Source organism: Clostridium pacaense (assembly GCF_020709765.2).
Classification (GTDB): domain Bacteria; phylum Bacillota; class Clostridia; order Lachnospirales; family Lachnospiraceae; genus Enterocloster; species Enterocloster hominis.
In genome coordinates this window covers 1-23,710 of the sequence record NZ_JAJFEB020000022.1, presented here as the reverse complement: position 1 = coordinate 23,710, position 23,710 = coordinate 1, and the positions used below count along the sequence as shown (strand labels likewise).

The following is a 23,710-nucleotide window of genomic DNA, read 5'->3' as shown; positions in this document are numbered from 1 at the left end:
GATGAGTATAGAGAAGGCGGAATGCATCCAGCTGACCAAAGGACTGATACGTTTCCTGGAGGACAGCCCCACCAGCTTCCATGCAGTGGCAAATATAGCAGGAATCCTCAGGGAAGCAGGGTTTACAGAGCTTCATGAAGGTGAGAAGTGGGAATTGAAAAAGAAGGGATCCTACTTCGTGACCAGGAACCAGTCCTCCATCATATCGTTCAGGATACCGGCCGGAACCTGTTCGGGCTACCAGATCATGGCCAGCCACAGTGATTCCCCGTCCTTTAAGATTAAGGAAAACCCGGAGATGGAATCCGAAGGCCATTATATCAGGCTGAATGTGGAAAAGTATGGCGGCATGCTGTGCGCGCCGTGGTTTGACCGGCCCCTGTCCGTGGCAGGGCGTCTGGTGGTGAAGACAGGGAACTGCCTGGTATCAAAGCTTGTGAAGGTGGACCGTGACCTTTTGATGATTCCCAACCTGGCCATCCATTTTAACCGTCAGGTCAATGATGGATACAAGTATAACCCACAGGTGGATATGATTCCCCTGTTTGGCGGCGACGGCTCCAAGGGGACGTTCATGAAGCTTGTGGCTGAAGCTGCAGGCGTCCATGAGGAGGACATCCTGGGCCACGACCTGTTCCTGTACAGCAGGATGCCGGGAACCATTTGGGGGGCTGAAGGCGAGTTCTTCTCCTGCGGGCGGATTGACGACCTGCAGTGCGCATTTGCGTCCCTTAAGGGATTCCTGGAGGGTGAACCCGCGGAGGGGATTGCGGTCCATGCCGTGTTTGACAACGAGGAAGTGGGCAGCGGGACCAAGCAGGGAGCGGATTCCACATTCCTTGAGGATACCCTGAGGCGGATCAACACCGGGCTTGGCAGGGATGAGGAGGCATACCTGATGGCGCTGGCATCCAGTTTCATGATATCGGCGGATAATGCCCATGCGGTCCATCCAAACCTGCCGGACCGGGCAGACCCCACCAACCGTCCTTATATGAACCAGGGGATTGTGATCAAGTACAATGCCAACCAGAAGTACACCACGGACGCGGTGTCCGCAGCCATGTTCAAAGCCCTGTGCCAAAGGGCCGGGGTGCCCTTCCAGACCTTTGCCAACCGTTCGGACATGCCGGGAGGCTCTACCCTTGGCAATATAAGCAATGCCCATGTGTCCCTGAACACGGTGGACATCGGCCTTCCCCAGCTGTCCATGCATTCACCCTATGAGACGGCCGGCATAAAGGATACATGCTATCTTACGGAGGCAGCCGCACACTTTTACTCTGCCTGTATCAGGGCAGGGGAGGGCGGATGTTATGAGATAGTATAAGAAAGGCGTAATATGTTTTCCAAAAAACAACTGATAAAACTGCTGGCCCCCCTGATTGTGGAACAGATCATGGCGGTGCTGGTTGGAATGGTGGACGTGGTGATGGTGGCGGCCGTGGGCGAGGCCGCCGTGTCCGGGGTATCCCTGGTGGACTCCATCAGCGTCCTGATCATACAGATCATGGGCGCCCTGGCAACGGGAGGCGCGGTGATTTCCGCCCAGTATCTTGGAAAGGAACAGCCCAGGGACGCCCGCAAGGCGGCGGGACAGCTGGTCAGCGTTACCCTGACCCTGTCCTTGATAGTGACCCTTATTGCAATCATAGGCAACCGCCATCTCCTGGGCGCCATATTCGGCAAGGTGGAACTGTCCGTGATGGACAATGCACAAACCTATTTCTGGATAACGGCGCTGTCATATCCCTTTATCGGGCTGTATAACGCATGTGCGGCCCTGTTCCGTTCCATGGGTAATTCCAAGGTGTCCATGATGACATCCCTGGTGATGAACATCATCAATATCGTGGGCAATGCCATCTGCGTGTTCGGCCTTAAGATGGGGGTGGCAGGGGTGGCATATCCAACCCTGTTCAGCCGCATCATTGCGGCGGCCATGATGTTTGTCCTCATACAGAACCGCCATAATTCCATCCGCCTGAACAGCATGAAGTCACTGGTGCCGGATATGGGCATGATTAAGAACATCCTTTCCATCGGCATACCGGGCGGGCTGGAGAGCGGTATGTTCCAGTTCGGCAAGATATTCCTGCAGAGCCTTGTGTCCTCCCTGGGCACTGCCTCCATTGCAGGCTATGCGGTTGCCAGCAACCTGGTCACCATCCTGTACCTGCCCGGAACCGCCATCGGGCTGGGCCTTATCACCATTGTGGGACAGTGCGTGGGGGCAGGAAGGCTCTCTGAGGCAAAGCATTATGCCAAGTCCCTCATAGGGGTGAATTACGCCATCCTGCTGGTGCTCAGCTCCTCCATGGTGCTGTTTTCAGGGGAACTGGTGGGGATTTACCAGCTGTCGGGGCAGGCGTCCCGGCTGTCCCGGGACCTGATTACGGCCCACAGCATCGCCATGCTTGTATGGCCTCTGGCATTTACCATTCCCCATACCCTGAGGGCGTCCCTGGATGCCAGGTTTACCATGGCCGTGTCCGTATTTTCCATGTGGGCTTTCCGCATCGGGTTCGCATACCTGTTCGTGTACATATTTAAGCTTGGGGTGATGGGAATCTGGTATGGGATGTTCATAGACTGGATTTTCAGGGCAGTTGTGTTCTCCCTGAGGTTCAAGGGATTTGAAAAACGGGCAATATCGGTCTGATTGATAATAAACATAGGAGGAGGCAGGTGTGTATGCAGGAGCATTTTATGGATATGGCCAGTATGCAGGAACTTCTGCGCATGGCCCGCACCGGGTTATGGACCATTGAACTGGAGGAGGGGAAGGAACCCAGGATGTACGGGGATAAGGCCATGATGGAGCTTCTTGGCCTGGATGGGATGCCGTCCCCGGAGGAATGCTACCGGGTATGGTATGACCGGATTGACCATGATTTTTATCCCATGATAGAGACAGGGGTGGATGAGATGATCCGCAATAAGCGGGCGGAAGTCCAGTATCCATGGGAACATCCCCTGTGGGGGACCATCTATGTGCGCTGCGGGGGCGTCCGGGATGAAAGCCAGGAAGATGGGATATGCCTCAGGGGATATCACCAGAACATCACCGATACCATCATGCTCAGGGAGAAGGCCCGGCTCAGGGACAATGTGCTTTCCAACCTGTGCCAGTGCTATTATTCCATCTATCTGTTTGACCTGGACAATGACGTGGAGGAGGCTGTATGGCAGGAGGATTACATAGAGAAGACAGGGGCATTTCCCAAGGGGAGCCTGAAGGTATATTATGAAAAGTTCATCCGGGAACATGTATGTCCCCAGGACCAGGAGAAGATGCGCCGGGCAGGGAGTCCCGGATTCTTAAAGCAGATCCTGTCCGAGGAACGGCCCGTGTATGACATTGACTTCAGGCGCCAGTACCCGGACCGTGTCCAGTGGGTGCGCTCCCGGTTCAGTGTGGCCCAGATGAAGGACGGCAGTGTGTCAAAGGTGGTATTTGCCAATATGAACATCCACCAGCAGAAGATAAATGAGATGCAGCAGGAAGAGGAAAACAGGAAGGCGCTGATGACCGCCTATGAGACGGCCAAGGAGGCCAGCGAGGCAAAGAGCAGTTTCCTGGCCCAGATGTCCCATGATATCCGCACCCCCATGAACGCAATCATAGGAATGACAGCCATTGCCATGTCCCACAGCCATGAGCCGGAGCGGGTGGAGGACTGCCTGGAGAAAATCAATATGTCCAGCAGCCATCTGCTGGCCCTCATTGATGATGTCCTTGACATGTCAAGGATTGAAAAGGGGAAGATGCAGCTTATGGACGCGCCTTTCTGCATGGATAAGCTGGTAGATGAGGTGGTTACCATCATCCGTCCATCGGCGGAGGAAAGAGGCCATTCCCTGAAGGTGGATACGGCAGACCTTAAGCACCGCCGCCTCATAGGGGACAGCGGGCGCCTGCGCCAGGTACTTTTAAACCTCATGTCCAATTCCGTGAAATATACGCCTGGGAACGGGACCGTGAAACTGACCGTAAAAGAAGTGGCACAGAGGGTTGCCGGCTTCGGCAATTTCGTGTTCATCGTGGAAGACAGCGGAATCGGCATGACAGAAGAGTTCAGGAAGTATATTTTCGTGCCCTTTCTCCGGGAGGAAAAGGTGAGGGAAACACACATTCAGGGCACGGGGCTTGGCATGCCCATTACCCAGGGCATCATAAACGCCATGCAGGGCAGCATCCAGGTGGAGAGCGAACCTGGCAGGGGAAGCCGTTTTACCGTGACGCTGAGCCTGAAACTGGATGAAGAAGAACAGAAGGAAGAGGAAGCGTCCGGGAAAATCGTGGACGTGGGCAGGCGCAGGGATGCATTTTCCGGCAGGACCATCAGGGTGCTGGTGGCGGAGGACAATGAACTCAACATGGAGATTGTCAGGACCATCCTTGGGGAGGCGGGAATCAGTACGGAAGGCGCCTTCAACGGACAGGAGGCATTAAACGCATTCCAGGCATCGGGGGACGGGTATTACCAGGCCATCTTAATGGACCTGCAGATGCCTGTGATGGACGGGTATACGGCGGCCCGGAAAATCAGGGAAAGCACCCACCCGCAGGCGGCGGACATCCCGGTGGTTGCCCTGACGGCCAATGCGTTTGCAGAGGATATTGCCAAGGCGCTGGCCGCCGGAATGAATGACCATGTTGCCAAACCCATTGACTATGAACGGCTTTTTGACGTGCTGGAAAAGTGTCTGGCCTGATGTGTATTCCCCCGTAATTTGCATTTTTAGCTGATGTCATGTATAATAGTCAGGAACTTATAATGGATTCAGATTGACAGGTGACGCAGGTGGGGCAGGAATATGCCAATATTATCATAGATATTTCCCATGAAAGCGTGGACAGGACATTCCAGTACAGGATACCGGAACACCTGTCCGGGAGCATTCATGCGGGGCAGCAGGTCTATATCCCCTTCGGCCAGGGCAACCGGCAGCGCAAAGGTTATGTGGTGGGGCTGACTGACCAGGCGGAGATAGACGAGAATAAGATAAAAGATGTGGCTGGGATTGTGCAGGGAAGCGTGACTGCAGAGTCCCAGCTTATTTGGCTTGCATGGTGGATGAAGGAGCGGTATGGATCCACCATGAACCAGGCATTAAAGACAGTGCTTCCGGTGAAGCAGAAGGTAAAGGAGGCGCCAAAGCGGCAGTTGAAGTGTCTTCTGGACCAGGAGGGGCTGCTACGGGCCGTGGAGGAGGCCAGGAGGAAGAACCATAAGGCCAGGCTCCGGCTTCTGGAGGCATTTCTCCTGGCGCCGGTGATTCCGTATGAGGAAGCCATGAACCGTTTAAGCCTGACGGCGGCAGTGGTTAAGCCGCTGGAGGAGGGCGGCGTCCTTAAGGTGGAGGTGGTGGAGCGGTACCGGAATCCGCTGCTGGAGATGCAGCGGCTGGCCGGCATGCCCCGGGAAGGGACCACCTTTGCTGGCGGAGGCACCGCTGGGAACCCTGGCACCTTCCCGGCCCTGAACCAGGCCCAGCAGGAGATTGCAGATTCCATTCTCCGTGACTATGGGAAGGGGATCCGAAGGACCTATCTGATCCATGGAATCACGGGCAGCGGCAAGACGGAGGTCTACATGGAGCTGATTGCCTATGTGCTCCAGGCGGGGCGCCAGGTGATTGTCCTGATTCCTGAGATATCCCTTACATGGCAGACCGTGATGCGGTTTTACACACGTTTCGGCAACCGGGTGTCCGTGATGAATTCCAGGATGTCCGCCGGGGAACGCTATGACCAGTATGAAAGGGCCAGGACCGGGGATATTGACATTATGATCGGTCCCCGGTCCGCCCTCTTTGCCCCGTTTTCAAACCTTGGCCTCATCATTATAGATGAGGAGCATGAAAATGCCTACAAAAGCGAGCTTTCCCCGCGGTATGACGCCAGGGAGGCTGCCGCCGTGCGGGCGGAGGCGAACCATGCGTCCCTGATCCTCGGTTCGGCCACCCCGTCCTTGGAGTCCTATACAAAGGCGCTGAGGGGGGAATACGGCCTGTTTACCATGAAGGAGAGGGCGAAGGCAGATGCCAGCCTTGCCAAGGTGGAAATCGTGGACCTGCGGGAGGAACTGAGGGCGGGCAACCGTTCCATCTTCAGCCGCCGCCTTCAGGAACTGATGGAGGACAGGCTTGCAAAAAAGGAACAGATCATGCTCTTCATCAACCGCAGGGGATATGCGAACTTTGTATCCTGCCGTTCCTGCGGGGAGGCCATCAAATGCCCCCACTGTGATGTGACACTGACCCTTCACAGGAACGGCCGCATGATGTGCCATTACTGCGGCTACTCCATGGAACAGCCAAAGGTATGTCCTTCCTGCGGCTCCCGGTATATCGCCCCCTTTGGGACAGGGACCCAGAAGATTGAAGCCATGGCGGCCGGGCTGTTCCCGGATGCAGGGATCCTGCGGATGGACCTGGACACCACGTCCAGGAAGGGAGGCCATCAGGAGATACTATCCGCCTTTGCAAGGGGGGAGGCGGATATCCTTATCGGGACCCAGATGATTGTGAAGGGGCATGATTTCCCCAAGGTCACCCTGGTGGGCGCCTTAGCGGCGGACCTTTCCCTTTTCGCATCGGACTACCGGTGCGGGGAGCAGACATTTGCCCTTCTGACCCAGGCCGCGGGCAGGGCCGGGAGAGGGGAACTGGAGGGCAATGTGGTTATCCAGACCTACCAGCCGGACCACTACTGTATCCAGGCAGCCGCAAGGCAGGATTACGAGGCATTTTACGGCCAGGAGATGGCCTACAGGCGCCTCCTTGGCTATCCCCCGGCCGTGGGACTCTTAACCATCCAGATGGCATGTCCCAGGGAGGACGTGGTGGAACAGGCGGCCGGCCGCACCGCCGGATGGGTGGAAGGATGGAAGGCCGGACAGGACAGGAATGGACCCGGCAGGGACCTTAAGTTAATCGGTCCCGTGAATGCGCCTGTTTACAAAGTTAATGATATTTATAGAAAAATTTTATATATAAAGCATGAAAATTATGATATACTGATACAGATTAGGAAAATGGCAGAACTCCGCCTTAAGGAGGCCGAGGGCCGTTTTGGCCTGACAATACAGTATGATTTAACATGACAAAAGGAGATTGGTAGAAAATGGCAGTTCGACAGATAAGGATTATGGGAGATGATATTTTAACAAAGAAGTGCAAGCCTGTGAAGGAGATGACCGGGCGGACCATGGAATTGATTGAAGATATGTTTGAAACCATGTATGAGGCCAATGGCTGCGGCCTGGCCGCCCCGCAGGTTGGAGTGCTGAAGCAGATTGTGACCATTGATGTGGACGACGGCAACCAGTATGTGCTGATTAACCCAGAAATCATCGCTCAGGACGGCAGCCAGACCGGATATGAGGGGTGCTTAAGCCTTCCGGGCAAATCCGGTATCGTGACACGTCCTAACTACGTGAAGGTTAAGGCCCTGGATGAGAACATGGAGCCTTTTGAGCTGGAGGGCGAGGGACTTCTGGCAAGGGCCATCTGCCATGAGGTTGCCCATCTGGAAGGCCAGATGTATGTGGAACTGGTGGAAGGTGAGCTGGTGGACGCCGGCGCTGAGCCTGAGGAAGAGATTGCTGAGTAGGAACGTATATTGCAGGGTTTTACAGATATGATTGAGGAACAGGAGTGTGGACATGCGTATTGTATTTATGGGAACACCGGATTTTTCCGTACCCACGCTTAAGGCGCTGGTGGAAGCAGGACATGATGTGGCTGCCGTGGTAACCCAGCCGGACAAACCAAAGGGCAGGGGCAAAGAGATGCAGATGACGCCTGTGAAGGTCCAGGCGCTGGAATATAAGATACCCGTATACCAGCCGGTGAAGGTAAGGGACCAGGCGTTCATAGAGGTGCTGCGGGAGCTGGAGGCGGACGCGTTTGTCGTGATTGCCTTTGGCCAGATCCTTCCCAAGGCCGTGCTGGAACTTCCCAGGTATGGCTGCGTCAACATCCATGCATCCCTGCTGCCAAAGTACAGGGGGGCGGCTCCCATCCAGTGGTGCGTCATTGACGGCGAGAAAGAGACAGGCATAACCACCATGATGATGGATGTGGGCCTGGATACCGGCGACATGCTGGAGAAGGTGGTCATACCCATCGATGAAAAAGAGACAGGGGGAAGCCTTCACGACAAGCTGAGCCTGGCAGGGGGAAGCCTGATTCTCTCCACACTCAGGAAACTGGAGGAGGGGACGGCCGTGCGCACGCCCCAGACAGAGGAGGGGACCTGCTATGCGAAGATGCTGACCAAGTCCCTTGGGGACATTGACTGGAATCAGGACGCCGTATCCATCGAACGCCTGATACGGGGCCTTAATCCGTGGCCAAGCGCCTACACCATGTGGAACGGAAAGACCATCAAAATCTGGGCCGCGGATGTCATTAAGGATGAGGCCCCTGCAAACAGCCTGCCCTGCGGAGGGGTGGCTCTGTCTGACAGGCATTGCCTGGCAGTCAGGACAGGAGACGGCCTTCTTTCCATCAAAGAACTCCAGATGGAAGGAAAGAAGCGCATGGATATAGAGGCATTCCTGCGCGGATATCCCATACCGGCCGGGGATGTGTTTGTGAACAGGACACAACAGTAACTTTGCATAATGAAAGAGAGTGATGAATAACCATGTTTTATCCATTTTATGATTCAACCTATATACTGGTACTGATTGGCGTCATCGTATCCATGATGGCGTCCGCCAAACTGAATGCCACATACCAGCGCTATTCGGCTGTCAGGAGCATGTGCGGCATGACGGGGGCCGAGGCGGCCAAGCGGTTGCTGAATTCCCAGGGCATCTATGATGTGACCATACGACGCGTGCCGGGGAACCTGACCGACCATTATGACCCCAGGTCCAAGACAGTCAACCTGTCAGATGCGGTATATGGCTCCACGTCCATTGCCGCCATCGGTGTGGCTGCCCATGAGTGCGGTCACGCCATGCAGGACGCAACGGACTATTCACCCTTAAGGATCCGCGCAGCCCTGGTGCCTGCCGCCAATCTTGGTTCCCAGCTGGCATGGCCCCTGATCCTCATAGGCCTGCTCCTTGGAAGCGGCGGTTCCGGCCTTGCCATGGCGGGTATCGTACTGTTTTCACTGGCGGTCCTGTTCCAGCTGGTGACCCTGCCTGTGGAATATAACGCAAGCCACAGGGCGGTTACCCTTCTTGATTCCACGGGAATCCTGGCAGGACAGGAAGTGGGCCAGACCAGAAGCGTGCTGAATGCAGCGGCCCTTACCTATGTGGCGGCGGCGGCAGCCTCCATCCTCCAGCTTCTGCGCCTGCTGATGATTTTCAACAGAAGGAGGGACTGATGGCTGGGAATCCGGACAGGGGAATGGAAAACCGTGGGATTGTGCTGGATATACTGTCGGAAGTGCTGGATAAGGGCAGTTTTGTCCATCTGGTACTGAACCAGGCCCTTCAGAAGTACCAGTACCTGGATAAGTCGGACAGGGCGTTCATTACCCGGGTGACAGAAGGGACCCTGGAATATCTCCTGCAGATTGATCATATCATCAACAAGTATTCAAAGACAAAGACAGACAAGATGAAACCGCTTATCCGCAACCTTCTGCGGATGAGCGTGTATCAGATTTTATACATGGACAGGGTGCCGGATTCCGCGGTCTGCAACGAAGCCGTGAAGCTGGCGGTGAAACGCCGTATCACCGGGCTTAAGGGTTTTGTGAACGGGGTGTTAAGGACCATATCCAGGGAAAAGGCTTCCCTGGTGTTTGATTCCCCCTCCCTGGCCTACAGCATTCCCCAGTGGATGTACGATATGTGGGAAAAAGAATATGGCAGCGCAAAGGCGGAGATGATTGCCGCCTCTTTTCTTGAAGACAGGCCCACGTGGGTGCGCTGCAACCTCAGCAGGGCTTTAAGGGAGGCAATCCTTAATTCCCTGGATTCCCAGGGGGTAATGGTGAAGGAACTTGACTGTCTGCCCTCCGTGCTGGCAATTTCAGGCTATGATTATATGGAAGGACTGGAATGCTTCCAAAACGGATGGATCCAGGTGCAGGATGCCACCTCCGCCTTTGTGGGGGAACTGGCAGACCCGAAGGAGGGGGATTACATCATCGATGTATGCGCTGCCCCCGGAGGCAAAAGCCTGCACCTGGCAGATAAGATGAAGGGAACGGGAATGGTGGAGGCGAGGGATTTAAGTTACCAGAAGACAGCCCTGATTGAGGAAAACGTGGCCCGTTCCGGCGCTGCCAATATCAAGGCGGTGGTCTGGGATGCCCTTGTGCCTGATGAGGATGCCAGGGAAAAGGCGGACATCGTGATTGCGGACCTGCCCTGTTCCGGACTTGGGATCATCGGCAAAAAGCCGGACATCAAGTACAATATGACCATGGATAAGATGAGGGAGCTTTCCAGGCTTCAGCGGGATATCCTCTCCGTGGTATGGCAGTATGTGAAGCCCGGAGGAACCCTGGTGTACAGCACCTGCACCATCGACCCTATGGAAAATGAAGGGAATGCCATGTGGCTGTCAGAAAATTTCCCGCTTGAGCCAGTGGACTTATCCGGCAGGCTGGGGGCGGATTTTGATGAACCATCCCTTAAGGATGGACGGATACAGTTCCTTCCTGGAATCCACCCCTTTGACGGATTTTTCATCAGTGTGTTCAGGCGGGTCTGAGAACCGTGGGTCCTGCGGGCTGAACCGTGAATGGGTCCGGGACAGATGGATGATAATGAAAGAAACAGGAGTTATGCTATGTTGGATTTGACGGATAACAAAGGCCGTAAGGATATAAAATCCATGACACTGGAAGAAGTGACAGAGGAGATGGCGGCCCTGGGGGAGAAACCCTTCAGGGCAAAACAGATTTACGACTGGATACATGTGAAGCTGGCTGGAAGCTTTGACGGCATGTCAAGCCTGTCCAAGGAACTGAGGCAGAAACTGAAGGACAATTATAGCCTTACATGCCTTTCCATCACGGAGGAACGTATATCCCAGGTTGACGGGACCAGGAAGTATCTCTTTTGCCTGGAGGACGGCAATATCATAGAAAGCGTGTGGATGCAGTATCATCATGGGAATTCCGTATGCATCTCTTCCCAGGTGGGGTGCAGGATGGGCTGCCGTTTCTGCGCATCCACCCTGGATGGTCTGGAGCGGAATCTGAGGCCTTCGGAAATGCTGGACCAGATTTACCGGATACAGGCCCACACAGGCCAGCGGGTTTCCAATGTGGTGGTGATGGGTTCAGGAGAACCCTTTGACAACTACGACAATGTAATCCGTTTCCTGCGCCTGATTTCCCACGAAAAAGGGCTTAATATCAGCCAGAGGAACCTGACTGTCTCCACCTGCGGCATTGTGCCGGGCATACGGCAGTTCGCCCAGGAAGGTCTGGCCGTCACCCTTGCACTGTCCCTCCACGCCCCCAATGATGAGGTGCGCAAGACGCTGATGCCCATTGCCAACCGTTATAAGTTAAAGGATGTGCTGGAGGCCTGCCATTACTATTATGAGAAGACAGGGCGCAGGCTTACCTTTGAATACAGCCTGGTCCAGGGGGTCAATGACAATCTGGATGAGGCCAGGGCGCTGAGCCGCCTGATTAAGGACCAGCATGGCCATGTGAACCTGATCCCGGTGAATCCCATCAAGGAACGGGATTACGTGCAGTCAGGCAGGAAGGCCATTGCAGATTTTAAGGACCTGCTTGAAAAAAACGGTATAAATGTTACAATCAGAAGAGAAATGGGCCGGGATATAGGCGGAGCCTGCGGCCAGCTGCGAAAGAGCTATATGGAAAAGGGGGCGGAGTAAGCATGGAAGCATATGCGTTGACAGACATAGGCCAGGTCAGATCCATGAATCAGGATTATATCTACTCGTCGCCGGAGAGGGTTGGCTCCCTGCCTAACCTGTTTTTGGTGGCGGACGGGATGGGAGGCCACCAGGCCGGGGACTATGCTTCCCGGTTTGCGGTTGAGAACCTGGTAATCTATATTAACAGGGAAGGAAAAGGCTCCCCTGTGATGCAGCTGAAGACAGGGATAGGAATCGTGAATGAACAGCTGTATGAGGAATCCCTCCTCAGGGAAGAACTGAAAGGCATGGGCTGTACCCTGGTGGCAGGGGTGGTGGAGGATAACCTGCTCTATGTTGCCAATGTGGGGGATAGCCGCCTGTACCTGATACATAACAAAACCATCCGACAGGTCACGAAGGACCACTCCTATGTGGAGGAAATGGTTGCCATGGGGCAGATGCGCCGGGGCAGCGCGGATTACAACAGCCGCAAGAACATCATTACAAGGGCCATGGGCATTGGCAGGGATGTGGAGCCGGATTTCTTTGAGGTGGACCTGGAAGAGGGGGATTACATCCTTCTCTGTTCGGACGGACTGAGCAACATGGTGGATGATGAATCCATACGCAGGATCATAACAGGAGAGGGCAGCCTTAAGGAAAAGGCATCGCGCCTGATTCAGGAGGCCAACCGCCAGGGCGGTATTGATAATATTGCCGTGGTGCTTGTGAATCCGCTGGGAAGGGAGGATGGCTTATGCTGAACCCCGGAACATACCTGCAGAACAGGTACGAGATATTGGAGCGCATCGGTTCAGGCGGGATGTCTGTTGTGTATAAGGCCCAGTGCCATACATTAAACCGTCTGGTTGCCATCAAGGTCTTAAAGGAAGAATTTGCCTTTGACGAGAATTTTGTCAGCAAGTTTAAGATGGAGGCCCAGGCGGCGGCACGCCTGTCCCATCCTAATATTGTCAGTGTTTATGACGTTGTGGATGAGGATGTGCTGCACTATATTGTCATGGAGCTGATTGAGGGCATTACCCTTAAGAATTACATTGAGAAGAAGGGACATCTGGAGAGTAAGGAAGCCATCGGCATTGCCATCCAGGTTGCCCAGGGAATCGGGGCTGCCCATGAGCAGCATATCATACACCGGGATATCAAGCCCCAGAATATGATCATATCCAGGGACGGCAAGGTTAAGGTGGCGGATTTCGGGATTGCCAGGGCCGTTTCCACCCAGACCATGAACGCCACTGCCGTCGGATCGGTCCATTATATATCCCCGGAACAGGCCAAGGGCGGCTACTGCGATGAGCGCAGTGATATTTACTCCTTTGGCATTACCATGTATGAGATGGTGACGGGAAAGGTCCCGTTTGAGGGCGACAACACGATTACCGTGGCATTGGCCCATCTGGAGGAACCAGTGACGCCCCCAAGGGTATATGTGCCCGAGGTGTCCCATGCCCTGGAACAGATCATCCTCAAATGCACCCAGAAGCGACCGGAGCGCCGCTATTCAAATGTAACGGATGTCATAGCCGACTTAAGGAAGGCGCTGATGGAGCCTGACTGCGATATCTACGCACAGGAAGAGGAGGAGGATGAGTTTGGCAGGACCAGGTCCATATCCAGGGAAGAACTGCTTAACCTTCAGGAAAGCAGGAAACCGGCCAGGGGAAGCCTTGGCGAGGAGGAACTGAGGGATGACCACACCGATCCTTCATCCAGAAACCGCAGGGAACGCAAAGGCCCTTCCCACCTGACATCCAGACAGAAGGACAAGGACGTCAGCACGCAGTTTGAGCGCATTGTCACTGCCATCGGCATTGTGGCGGCCATCATCATCGTGGCCGTGGTCCTGTTCGTGTTTTCAAGGCTCACAGGCCTGTTCCGGGCGGGAACCAGCGAAAAACCCACGGTGGCTGTAAGCACGGAAGCGGAGACTGCCAGCCTGGAGGTCAACATTACGGATAACCAGACCTATGTGCCCTATATCCTCAGCATGACGGAACAGCAGGCCAGGGAAGAGCTGGCACAGGTGGATCTGAAGCTGGAAGTGACGGGCAGTGATTATTCGGATAATTATGCGGAAGGCCAGGTCATGGCCCAGACCATTGTCCAGGATACGGTTGTGGATAAAGGAAGCACGGTGGGGGTCACCTTAAGCAAGGGGAGCGATAAAGTAAACCTTGGCACACTGAACCTTACGGTGCTGACTGTCCTGGATGCATCCAGGCTTCTGGAGGAAAAGGGGCTTGTGGTGGATGTAAAGGAAGAATTCAGCAATACGGCGGCAGCGGGAACCATCCTGCGCTTCAGCCCGGAGACTGCCAAGATAGGGGAGCGTGTGACCCTTTTTGTCAGCAAGGGAGTGGAGAATGAGCAGGGCAGGGTGCCCAACCTCATAGGACAGGACCGGGTTTCGGCGGACGCCCTCCTGGCTGGTTCAGGGCTTGTGACCGGCAATGTGACAACGGAGCGCAGCGATACGGTGGCGGAAGGACTGGTCATCAACCAGGTGCCGCTGCCGGATACCATGCTGGCCCCGGGCACTCCTGTGGATTATGTGATAAGCGGGGAACCGGACGCATCGGAGACAGAGGCGTCCCAGTACTATCTCAGCTCCATCGACACCACCTGTTCCCTGAGCAATTATATAGGCCCGGCATCCCAGACCAGCAGCGTCCGGGTGATGATCCGGCTGAAACAGACGGTTAACGGGGATGTGGTATACACACCGCTCATGAAGGAAAGGCTTGTAGTAGGGGCGCAGACCATACCTGTGGTGATTCCCAGGATTAAGGGCGCCTATGGCGTGGACAGCGGTACCGTGGAAGTGGTGGACGCAGGAAGTGCGGACCTGACTGTAATAGCATCCTATCCGGTAACATTTTTCCCGGTGGGATAAGAGGAGTTTATGACTGGTAAGATAATTAAGGGAATTGCAGGTTTTTATTATGTGCATGATGGTAAGGACCGGGTTTATGAGTGTAAGGCAAAAGGAATTTTCAGGAATAAAAAGATAAAGCCCCTGGTAGGGGATAATGTGGAGTTCTCGGTACTGGATGAGACAGAGGGGGAGGGCAATATTGACGCCATCCTTCCCAGGGCCAATGCCCTGGTGCGCCCGGCAGTGGCCAATATAGACCAGGCCCTGGTGGTCTTCTCCCTGACCCACCCGTCCCCCAACCTGAACCTGCTGGACCGTTTCCTGGTCATGATGGAAATCCAGCAGGTTCCGGTCATCATCTGTTTCAACAAGATGGATTTAGGGGATGATGAGCTGATGGGGACCTACAGAAGCATCTATGAGGCAGCTGGATATGAGGTGAAATTCATCAGCGCCATTGACGAGACAGGTGTGGAAGAAGTGAGGAAAATCCTCAGAGGAAAAACCTCAGTCCTGGCAGGTCCTTCGGGTGTGGGAAAATCCTCACTGACCAACTGCATCCAGCCCCGGGCAGCCATGGAGACAGGGGATATCAGCCACAAGATTGAGCGGGGAAAACATACCACCCGCCACTCCCAGCTGTTCTATGTGGAGGAAAATACGTATATGATGGACACCCCGGGATTCAGTTCCATGTTCACCCCGGATCTGGAAGAAGGGGAACTGAAGGATTATTTTCCCGAGTTTGCCCAGTATGAGGAAGACTGCAGGTTCCTTGGGTGCGTCCATGTGGGCGAGAAGGTGTGCGGGGTAAAGGAAGCGCTAAAGGACGGCAGGCTGAGCCGGAGCCGCTATGGGAATTATCTTCTGATGTATGATGAGCTTAAGAAAAAGAGGAGGTATTAACAATGTACTATAAATTGGCGCCGTCAATCCTGGCGGCTGATTTTGGCAGCCTGGGCGCCCAGGTCAGGACCGTGGCCCAGGCAGGGGCTGAATACATCCATCTGGATGTGATGGACGGGGCCTTTGTGCCCAGCATTTCCTTTGGGATGCCGGTCATCAAGAGCTTGCGTTCCTGCACGGACGCTGTTTTTGACGTCCATATGATGGTTGAGGAGCCGGGACGGTATGTGGAGGATATGAAGGCCTGCGGGGCGGATATCATCACGGTCCATGCCGAGGCCTGTACCCATCTGGACCGTGTGGTGAACCAGATTAAGGATCTGGGCTTAAAGGCAGGCGTTGCCCTGAACCCTGCCACGCCCATCCAGGCGCTGGACTGTATCCTTGACCAGCTGGACATGGTGCTTATCATGACCGTGAACCCGGGCTTTGGCGGCCAGAAATTCATTCCCTACACCCTTGACAAGGTAAGGGGGCTCAGGGCCAGGATTGACCAGCTGGGACTTCCTGTGGATATCCAGGTGGACGGAGGCGTCAGCGCCCGCAATGTGAAGGAAATCATGGATGCGGGTGCCAATGTGTTTGTGGCTGGTTCTGCCGTGTTTGGCGGTGATGCGGCTGCAAGGACAAAGGAGTTCCTGGAGATATTCAGCTCCATGGAATGAGCCTTTGCAGGAACCCGGACAATGGATGAATCAAGTATGATTGACCAAGTAAGGAATAAGTGATATGAAACGATGTCTGATCATTACCGGCGGAAAACTGGACCTGGCTTTCGCCGGCTCTTTTTTGGAACAGGAACATTTTGATAAAATAATCGCGGTGGACGCCGGGTTGGAGGCCGTAAAGGCCCTGGGGCTGGAACCGGACATGATTGTCGGGGACTTTGACACGGTGAAGCCCGGTATACTTGAATATTACAGACAGAAGGAACACATTATCTGGGATACCCACCAGCCGGAAAAGGACGAGACCGACACCGAACTGGCGCTTTTGAAGGCCCAGGCCACGGGCTGTACCCAGATAGTGATACTGGGGGCCACAGGCGGGCGCATGGACCACATGCTGGGCAATATCCACCTGCTGTTCCCCTGCCTCCAGAAAGGGATAGAGGCCTATATCCTGGACAGCCAGAACCGGATATACCTGATTGATGGTTATCATACCTTCAGGAGCAGCGGGCTGTGGGGCAGATACGTTTCCTTCCTTCCGTTGACCGAACATGTGGACGGCATCACGCTGACCGGATTCAAATATCCTCTTTCCGACAAGGATATTGAAATCGGTACCAGCCTGTGCATCAGCAATGAGCTGACCGGGGAGGAAGGCACCATCAGCTTTACGGACGGCGTGCTGATTGTGGTGGAATCCCATGACTGAGATGATATCCATGCCCTGACAGAACTGGACTGGTTAAAAAGCATAAAACTGGATATTTATAACACTCCACTCCGGTGATAAGATATGGACCATGAAGTCCATGGATTGAATCATCATAAAAATAAACCGCAGTGCGGTCCAAGGAGTGAAAGAGTATGAAAGTGAACCAGATAACAGCCAGGGGATATGCGGGGGCGGAGGATAAGCATCTATATAAGCTGGCGCTGACCGGGCTGTTTGCAGCCATGTCCTATGTTGTATTTACCTTTTTGCAGATTAAGATTACCCTTCCGGGCGGGGACGCCACGTCCATTCATCTGGGCAATGCGGTGTGTGTGCTGGGCGCCCTTGTGTTAGGCGGTTTTTACGGCGGCCTGGGCGGAGCCATCGGCATGACCATCGGTGACCTGTTTGACCCGGTCTATGTGGTATATGCGCCCAAGACATTCATCCTCAAGCTGTGCATCGGCCTGATAACCGGCCTGGTGGCCCACAAGCTTGGCAGGATTAACGAAATCAGTGATAAGAAGAAGGTATTCCGCTATGTACTGGCTGCGGCTGTGTGCGGACTGCTGTTCAACGTGGTATTTGACCCCATGGTGGGATATTTTTACAAGCTGCTGATACTGGGGAAGCCCGCGGCCCAGCTGGTACTGGCATGGAACATTACCAGCACCTCCATCAATGCCGTGACCTCCACCCTTGTTTCCGTGGCAATCTACATGCCCCTTCGCAGCGCCCTCATACGGGCCGGACTGTTTGACAGGCTACGATAGTTAGGAGATATATATGAGTGGATACCGTCAAAAGAAGATTGCAATGATAAACGATTTATCCGGATATGGCCGCTGTTCCCTGACAGTGGCTATCCCCATCATATCCGCCATGAAGGTGCAGTGCTGTCCCATCCCCACCTCCATCCTTTCCAACCATACCGGTTTCCCGGTCTATTTCTTTGACGATTATACCGGGAAGATGCCGGCATATATTGAAAAATGGAAAGAGCTGGATCTGTCCTTTGACGGGATTGTCAGCGGGTTCCTGGGCTCGGAGGACCAGATTGGGATAGTGATGGATATGATCCGTGATTTTGGCCATGAGGACACAAAAATCATCATCGACCCCATCATGGGCGATCACGGGGAGACCTATGCCACCTATACCCAGGCCATGTGCAGGCGCATGAAGGCCCTGGTATCCATGGGGAGCATCGTCACCCCCAACCTGACCGAAGCCTGTATCCTGACGGACAGGCCCTTCCGCAAAAAGGGCTGGACAAGGGAGGAACTAAAGGAGATGGCAAGGGATATCCAGGCCATGGGACCAGGCTCCGTGGTCATAACCGGCGTGAACCAGGGCGGCTATCTTGTGAATGTGGTGGCGGAAGGGGAACGGGAGATTTCATTCCCAAAGACAATCCGGGTGGGCCAGGAAAGGCCGGGAACCGGGGACGTGTTTTCCTCCGTGGTGGCAGCGGCAGCCGTCAGGGGGTGGAAGCTTGAGGAAGGGGTACGTCTGGCAGCCTCCTTTGTCAAGCAGTGCATCAGGCGTTCCGAGGAATTAAACATTCCCACGGCCAATGGGGTGTGCTTTGAGGAAGTGATGGATGTGCTGATACATGCGGTCAGCAGCAGACATGAAAGCGAAAAATGTTGACAGTTCCGGCTTCTGATAGTATGATGTTAATGAATCGTTAATAAAATAGGATGCGATAGAGGCGCGGTAAACATCAGTACCTGTACACGACATAAGTCAGGAGCGTATGCATACGTTCCACGGCCGGCAGGCCGGGCGTACGGGAAAAGGGTTTTCCGCCGAAACAGGTTCCGTCTGCCGGCGGGATGTGTTGGGATACAGTCTAACAGGCTGTGTACTCTCACTTAATCAAAGTGGTGGCGCTATTGGTTGGTTCCGTCAGAGGATACCGGATATGGAAGCAATGGCCTTGGCTGTTGCTTTTTCTTTGCCGAAAATCCACATCAGCATCCAGACTAAAGACAAGGGGGATTCAACAAATGACAGATTTTTTAAACTGGCTCAACGGTGAGATCATATGGGGGCCGCCATTAATCGCACTGATTATCATTACCGGTGTTTACGTCACGGTGCGGTCCAGGTTTTTCCAGGTGTGCCATCTGGGTTACATCTTTAAGCGCACCCTGGGCTGCATCCTGCGCAAGGACCATGTGCAGGATGAAAACGATAAGGGACTTTTAAGCCCTTATGAGGCCATTGCCACCGCGGTAGGCGGTTCCGTGGGCTTTGGCAACATTGCAGGCGTGGCAACCGCTGTCACCACCGGCGGACCGGGCGCCGTGCTGTGGATGTGGCTTACCGCCTTCATGGGCATGCTGATTAAGCAGGTTGAGGTTACCCTGGCTGTTTATTACCGCCGCACCGACGAGGAGGGCAACCCTTACGGCGGACCCACCTACTATATGGAGTACGGGCTTGGGGAGGAGCGCCATTGGGGAAAGAAATGGCTGCCCCTGGCATTTATATTCGGCCTTGGCATCTTTTCCACCTTTTTCATCAGCGCATCTAATTTTACCACCTCCGAGGTGCTGGCACAGTCCTTCGGGGTAAAGCAGGAGCTGGCCTCCCTTATGCTGGTCATCTTCATCTATGCCCTAATCTGGAGGGGCGTTAAGAACCTGAGTAAGATCTTCGTCAAGCTGGTGCCTGTGATGAGCCTTGGCTATATGCTGTTCGGTATCTTAATCATCATCCTTAACATAGGGAACCTGGTTCCCACCATTGCCTCCATTTTCACCAATGCCTTTACAGGAACCGCTGCCATGGGCGGATTTGCAGGCGTTACCGTGTCAAAGGCCATTGCCACAGGCATGCAGAGAAGCGTATACTCCAACGAAGCCGGCTGGGGTACCAGCCCCATGGTACACGCTTCCAGCAAGACCAGGCATCCGGTGGAGCAGGGGCTTTGGGGTTCCTTTGAGGTTTTTGTGGATACCTTCATCGTATGTACCATCACGGCCCTCAGCGTACTGATCACAGGGGAATGGACCTCCGGCGCAACCAATGCGACCCTGGCCCTCAATGTGTTCCAGCACAGCCTGGGAACATTCGGGACCGTGTTCATGACAGCCACCATGGTCATTTTCTCCGTTACCACTTCCGGGGGCTGGTATGTGTACTATGAGGTTACCCTGCGCCACCTGGCCAAGGACCATCCGGTGCTGAAGAAATGGCTGCTTATGCTGTTCAAGTATTTTTACGCCCTGCCGCCGTTCCTCCTTACCCTGTACCTGATTAACGTCGGGGACCTGAGCATCTGGACCCTGGTGGACATCACAAGCGGCATCCCTACCTTTATCAACGTGTTTGTCGTGCTGATCCTGTCCGGCACCTACTTTAAGCTGTTAAAGGATTATAAGGCCCGCTACATGGGCATCGGCACCCTGGATGAGGATATCCCCCTGTTCTATGAGGATAAGAAGAAACTGGAAAAGACAGAATAAGGAGACACATCATGAGGATAATATACCGGAACGGGGCCGTGTACACAGGGGAACTTCCCCTGTGTGAGGCCTTTGTGACAGAAGGGAACCGGTTCGTATACGCCGGGACCAATGAAGGCGCCATGGCCTTTAAGGAGGAAGGGGATGAGGTAAGGGAGCTGGACGGCCGTTTTGTCTGTGCCGGATTCAATGATTCCCACATGCATCTCCTGAACTACGGCAATGCGCTGCGCATGGCGGATCTGTCTGCCCACACTTCATCCATGGGCGCCATGAAGGAATATATGAAGGATTTCATCCTTGAAAATAACATCAGGCCGGGAACCTGGGTCAAGGGCCGGGGATGGAACCATGATTACTTTGAGGACGGCAGGCGTTTCCCAGACCGTCATGACCTGGATGAAATATCAGAGGACCACCCCATCTGCCTGACCAGGACCTGCGGCCATGCATGCGTGGTCAACACCAAGGCCCTGGAACTTACCGGAATCACAAAGGACACGCCCCAGGTGGATGGCGGACGGTTCGAGGTGGATGCGGATGGAGGACCAAACGGCATTTTCCGTGAGAACGCAATGGATCTGATATACAGCCGCCTGCCGGAGCCGGACAAGGAGGATATCAAGGAAATGATCCTTGCCGCATCCCGCGCCCTGAACCGCTACGGGGTCACTTCTTCCCAGACCGATGACCTGCTGGCCTTTAACAATGTGCCCTATGAGCGGGTATTGGAAGCATACAGGGAACTGGAGGCAGAAGGCCGCATGACGGTCAGGGTATATGAGCAGTCCCAGTTCACAACCTTAAAAGACCTGAAAGGATTTCTGGAAAAAGGGTATAATACCGGATGGGGAACCCCGTGGTTTAAGATCGGACCATTAAAAATGCTGGGGGACGGCTCATTGGGCGCCAGGAGCGCATACTTAAGCAGCCCCTATGCCGATGACCCGTCTACCTGCGGTATCCCTATATTTACCAGGGAACAGTTTGAGGAGATGGCCGGGTATGCCAACTCCCATGGGATGCAGGTGGCCATCCATGCCATCGGCGACGGGATACTGGATGACATACTGGCTGCATACGAAAAAGCCCTTTCAGAGTGCCCAAGGCCGGACCACCGCCACGGTATTGTCCACTGTCAGATAACAAGGCCGGACCAGTTAAGGAAATTTGAGGAGCTGTCCCTGCACGCCTATATCCAGTCCATTTTCCTGGATTACGATATCCATATCGTGGAAGAGCGCATCGGGAAGGAGAGGGCCGCATCCAGCTATAACTTTAAGACCCTGTATGAGACAACCCATGCATCCAATGGCTCCGACTGTCCGGTGGAACTGCCGGATGTGATGAAGGGCATCCAGTGTGCGGTGACCAGGACAACGGTAAAGGACCATGTGGGACCGTATCTCATGGAACAGGCCATGAGCGTTAAGCAGGCCCTTGATTCTTTTACAATCGAAGGCGCCCATGCTTCCTTTGAGGAAAATGAAAAAGGCCGGATTGCGCCGGGCTTGGCCGCGGACTTCGTGGTACTGGACGCTAACCCCTTTGATGTGCCTGCCAATGAACTGGCCCGGATTCAGGTGGAGGCCACCTATGTGGATGGCGTATGCTGTTATGCGAAACAGGGCTGATGTCATGGGATGCACTAAAAATCAGTAAAAAGGGGCTTTTATTTCCCTGGAAAATGTTATATACTTTGTAACAGTACAGGAATGCCTGTCTTTTAATGGAAGGCAATAAAAGGCATTACATCAAGGAAACCCAGGAGGAATACCATGTTAGATTTGAAGTTTGTAAGAGAAAACCCGGACATCGTCAAACAGAACATTAAAAATAAATTCCAGGAGGGCAAACTGGCGCTGGTGGACGAAGTGATTGCATTGGATGCAGAAAACCGCGTCACCCAGAAGGAAGCAGACGACCTGCGCGCCAGCCGTAACAAACTGTCCAAGGAGATTGGGAAGCTGATGGCACAGGGGAAGAAGGAGGAGGCTGAGTCCGTCAAGGCCCAGGTAAGCGCCAACTCCACCCGTCTGGCCGAACTGGAGGCAAAGGAAGGGGAACTGTCTGAGAAAATCATGAAGATCATGATGACCATCCCCAACATCATCGACCCCAGCGTCCCCATTGGAAAGGATGACAGCGAGAACGTGGAGGTGGAGCGTTTTGGGGAACCAGCGGTTCCTGATTTTGAAATCCCATACCACACCGAGATCATGGAGCGCTTTGAGGGCATTGACCTGGACGCTGCAAGAAGGGTTGCAGGCAACGGATTCTATTATCTGATGGGCGATATTGCACGGCTTCATTCCTCTGTCATTTCCTATGCAAGGGATTTCATGATTAACCGTGGATTCACCTACTGTGTGCCGCCTTTCATGATCCGCAGCAACGTTGTGACCGGCGTCATGAGCTTTGCGGAGATGGACGCCATGATGTACAAGATTGAGGGGGAGGACCTGTATCTGATCGGTACCAGCGAACACTCCATGATTGGTAAATTCATCGATACAATCACGCCGGAAGCCCAGCTTCCCCAGACCCTGACCAGCTACTCCCCATGCTTCCGTAAGGAGAAGGGTGCCCATGGCATTGAGGAGAGGGGCGTTTACCGTATCCATCAGTTTGAGAAGCAGGAGATGATTGTTGTCTGCAAGCCGGAGGAAAGCCCCATGTGGTACGACAGGCTGTGGCAGAACACCGTTGACCTGTTCCGGACCCTGGATATCCCGGTACGTACCCTGGAGTGCTGTTCCGGCGACCTGGCCGACCTTAAGGTTAAGTCCGTGGACGTGGAGGCATGGTCCCCGAGACAGAAGAAGTACTTTGAGGTGGGAAGCTGTTCCAACCTTGGGGATGCCCAGGCCCGCCGCCTGAAGATCCGTGTACAGGGAGAGGATGGAAGCAAGTACCTGGCCCACACCCTGAACAATACCGTGGTTGCACCGCCGCGTATGCTGATTGCCTTCCTGGAGAACAACCTGCAGGCTGACGGCAGCGTGAAGATTCCGGAGGCGCTGCGTCCCTACATGGGCGGAATGGAAGTCATGGTCCCAAAGAAGTGATGGGTGGTTTCCGCCTGACGGATTTCATATGAACCAGCCTGACCGGCCCATATATGTGGAGCCGGTCTGCTTTTTTCCGGCTCTTTGTCAATAGTTGGGGTGGGATTTGTAAAATCCCGCCCCAATTCTATGAAAAGGGCCCTTTTTATGTTTAG

At 54.3% G+C, this 23,710-nt stretch carries 19 protein-coding genes and 1 riboswitch; all 19 genes read left to right on the top strand.

Annotation, left to right across the window (positions count from 1 at the left end):
* The first annotated feature begins 1 nt into the window (after nucleotide 1).
* The 19 genes from LK536_RS53685 to serS all read left to right on the top strand — a co-directional run bounded on the left by LK536_RS53685 (nucleotide 2) and on the right by serS (nucleotide 23,555).
* A complete protein-coding gene (locus tag LK536_RS53685) occupies nucleotides 2-1,330 on the top strand; it encodes a M18 family aminopeptidase (RefSeq protein WP_008716431.1) in 1,329 nt (442 codons plus the stop codon).
* A 12-nt stretch (nucleotides 1,331-1,342) separates the two neighbouring features.
* Nucleotides 1,343-2,662 (top strand): MATE family efflux transporter, encoded by a 1,320-nt coding sequence (locus LK536_RS53680; RefSeq protein ID WP_008716429.1) that lies wholly within the window; start codon nucleotides 1,343-1,345, stop codon nucleotides 2,660-2,662.
* Nucleotides 2,663-2,694: 32 nt separating this feature from the next.
* A complete protein-coding gene (locus tag LK536_RS53675) occupies nucleotides 2,695-4,719 on the top strand; it encodes a hybrid sensor histidine kinase/response regulator (protein ID WP_120055781.1) in 2,025 nt (674 codons plus the stop codon).
* An 89-nt stretch (nucleotides 4,720-4,808) separates the two neighbouring features.
* The gene (priA, locus tag LK536_RS53670; RefSeq protein WP_227797060.1) at nucleotides 4,809-7,112 is read left to right on the top strand and encodes a replication restart helicase PriA; all 2,304 of its coding nucleotides are present in this window, start codon (nucleotides 4,809-4,811) and stop codon (nucleotides 7,110-7,112) included.
* Nucleotides 7,113-7,132: 20 nt separating this feature from the next.
* The gene (def, locus tag LK536_RS53665) at nucleotides 7,133-7,621 is read left to right on the top strand and encodes a peptide deformylase (protein WP_120055785.1); all 489 of its coding nucleotides are present in this window, start codon (nucleotides 7,133-7,135) and stop codon (nucleotides 7,619-7,621) included.
* A 52-nt stretch (nucleotides 7,622-7,673) separates the two neighbouring features.
* On the top strand, nucleotides 7,674-8,627 hold the full coding sequence (gene fmt / locus LK536_RS53660; protein ID WP_025487122.1) for a methionyl-tRNA formyltransferase: 954 nt from the start codon (nucleotides 7,674-7,676) through the stop codon (nucleotides 8,625-8,627).
* 32 nt (nucleotides 8,628-8,659) lie between these two features.
* Complete coding sequence (locus tag LK536_RS53655; protein WP_008716420.1) at nucleotides 8,660-9,355, top strand: zinc metallopeptidase; 696 nt, start codon at nucleotides 8,660-8,662, stop codon at nucleotides 9,353-9,355.
* Complete coding sequence (gene rsmB / locus LK536_RS53650) at nucleotides 9,355-10,695, top strand: 16S rRNA (cytosine(967)-C(5))-methyltransferase RsmB (RefSeq protein ID WP_227797062.1); 1,341 nt, start codon at nucleotides 9,355-9,357, stop codon at nucleotides 10,693-10,695. The genes LK536_RS53655 and rsmB overlap by 1 nt, the downstream gene beginning before the upstream one ends.
* 78 nt (nucleotides 10,696-10,773) lie before the next feature.
* Nucleotides 10,774-11,838 (top strand): dual-specificity RNA methyltransferase RlmN, encoded by a 1,065-nt coding sequence (rlmN, locus tag LK536_RS53645; RefSeq protein WP_025487124.1) that lies wholly within the window; start codon nucleotides 10,774-10,776, stop codon nucleotides 11,836-11,838.
* 2 nt (nucleotides 11,839-11,840) lie between these two features.
* Nucleotides 11,841-12,587 carry a Stp1/IreP family PP2C-type Ser/Thr phosphatase gene (locus LK536_RS53640; RefSeq protein ID WP_008716414.1) on the top strand — a complete coding sequence of 249 codons (747 nt, stop codon included), beginning with the start codon at nucleotides 11,841-11,843 and terminating at the stop codon, nucleotides 12,585-12,587.
* Complete coding sequence (pknB, locus tag LK536_RS53635; RefSeq protein ID WP_227797064.1) at nucleotides 12,581-14,740, top strand: Stk1 family PASTA domain-containing Ser/Thr kinase; 2,160 nt, start codon at nucleotides 12,581-12,583, stop codon at nucleotides 14,738-14,740. The genes LK536_RS53640 and pknB overlap by 7 nt, the downstream gene beginning before the upstream one ends.
* A gap of 9 nt (nucleotides 14,741-14,749) precedes the next feature.
* Nucleotides 14,750-15,628 carry a ribosome small subunit-dependent GTPase A gene (gene rsgA, locus LK536_RS53630; RefSeq protein WP_227797065.1) on the top strand — a complete coding sequence of 293 codons (879 nt, stop codon included), beginning with the start codon at nucleotides 14,750-14,752 and terminating at the stop codon, nucleotides 15,626-15,628.
* A 2-nt stretch (nucleotides 15,629-15,630) separates the two neighbouring features.
* Entirely contained in the window at nucleotides 15,631-16,293 is a 663-nt protein-coding gene (rpe, locus tag LK536_RS53625) for a ribulose-phosphate 3-epimerase (protein ID WP_025487127.1), read from the top strand.
* A 64-nt stretch (nucleotides 16,294-16,357) separates the two neighbouring features.
* On the top strand, nucleotides 16,358-17,008 hold the full coding sequence (locus LK536_RS53620) for a thiamine diphosphokinase (protein WP_008716406.1): 651 nt from the start codon (nucleotides 16,358-16,360) through the stop codon (nucleotides 17,006-17,008).
* Between the two features lie 155 nt (nucleotides 17,009-17,163).
* Complete coding sequence (locus LK536_RS53615) at nucleotides 17,164-17,784, top strand: ECF transporter S component (RefSeq protein ID WP_008716404.1); 621 nt, start codon at nucleotides 17,164-17,166, stop codon at nucleotides 17,782-17,784.
* A gap of 13 nt (nucleotides 17,785-17,797) precedes the next feature.
* The gene (locus LK536_RS53610) at nucleotides 17,798-18,664 is read left to right on the top strand and encodes a pyridoxamine kinase (RefSeq protein ID WP_008716403.1); all 867 of its coding nucleotides are present in this window, start codon (nucleotides 17,798-17,800) and stop codon (nucleotides 18,662-18,664) included.
* Nucleotides 18,665-18,712: 48 nt separating this feature from the next.
* Nucleotides 18,713-18,917: riboswitch (Lysine riboswitch) on the top strand.
* Between the two features lie 106 nt (nucleotides 18,918-19,023).
* On the top strand, nucleotides 19,024-20,487 hold the full coding sequence (locus LK536_RS53605) for an alanine/glycine:cation symporter family protein (RefSeq protein WP_008716399.1): 1,464 nt from the start codon (nucleotides 19,024-19,026) through the stop codon (nucleotides 20,485-20,487).
* 11 nt (nucleotides 20,488-20,498) lie between these two features.
* Nucleotides 20,499-22,121 carry an amidohydrolase gene (locus LK536_RS53600; protein ID WP_227797067.1) on the top strand — a complete coding sequence of 541 codons (1,623 nt, stop codon included), beginning with the start codon at nucleotides 20,499-20,501 and terminating at the stop codon, nucleotides 22,119-22,121.
* A 144-nt stretch (nucleotides 22,122-22,265) separates the two neighbouring features.
* A complete protein-coding gene (gene serS, locus LK536_RS53595) occupies nucleotides 22,266-23,555 on the top strand; it encodes a serine--tRNA ligase (protein WP_008716396.1) in 1,290 nt (429 codons plus the stop codon).
* Nucleotides 23,556-23,710 lie beyond the last annotated feature (155 nt).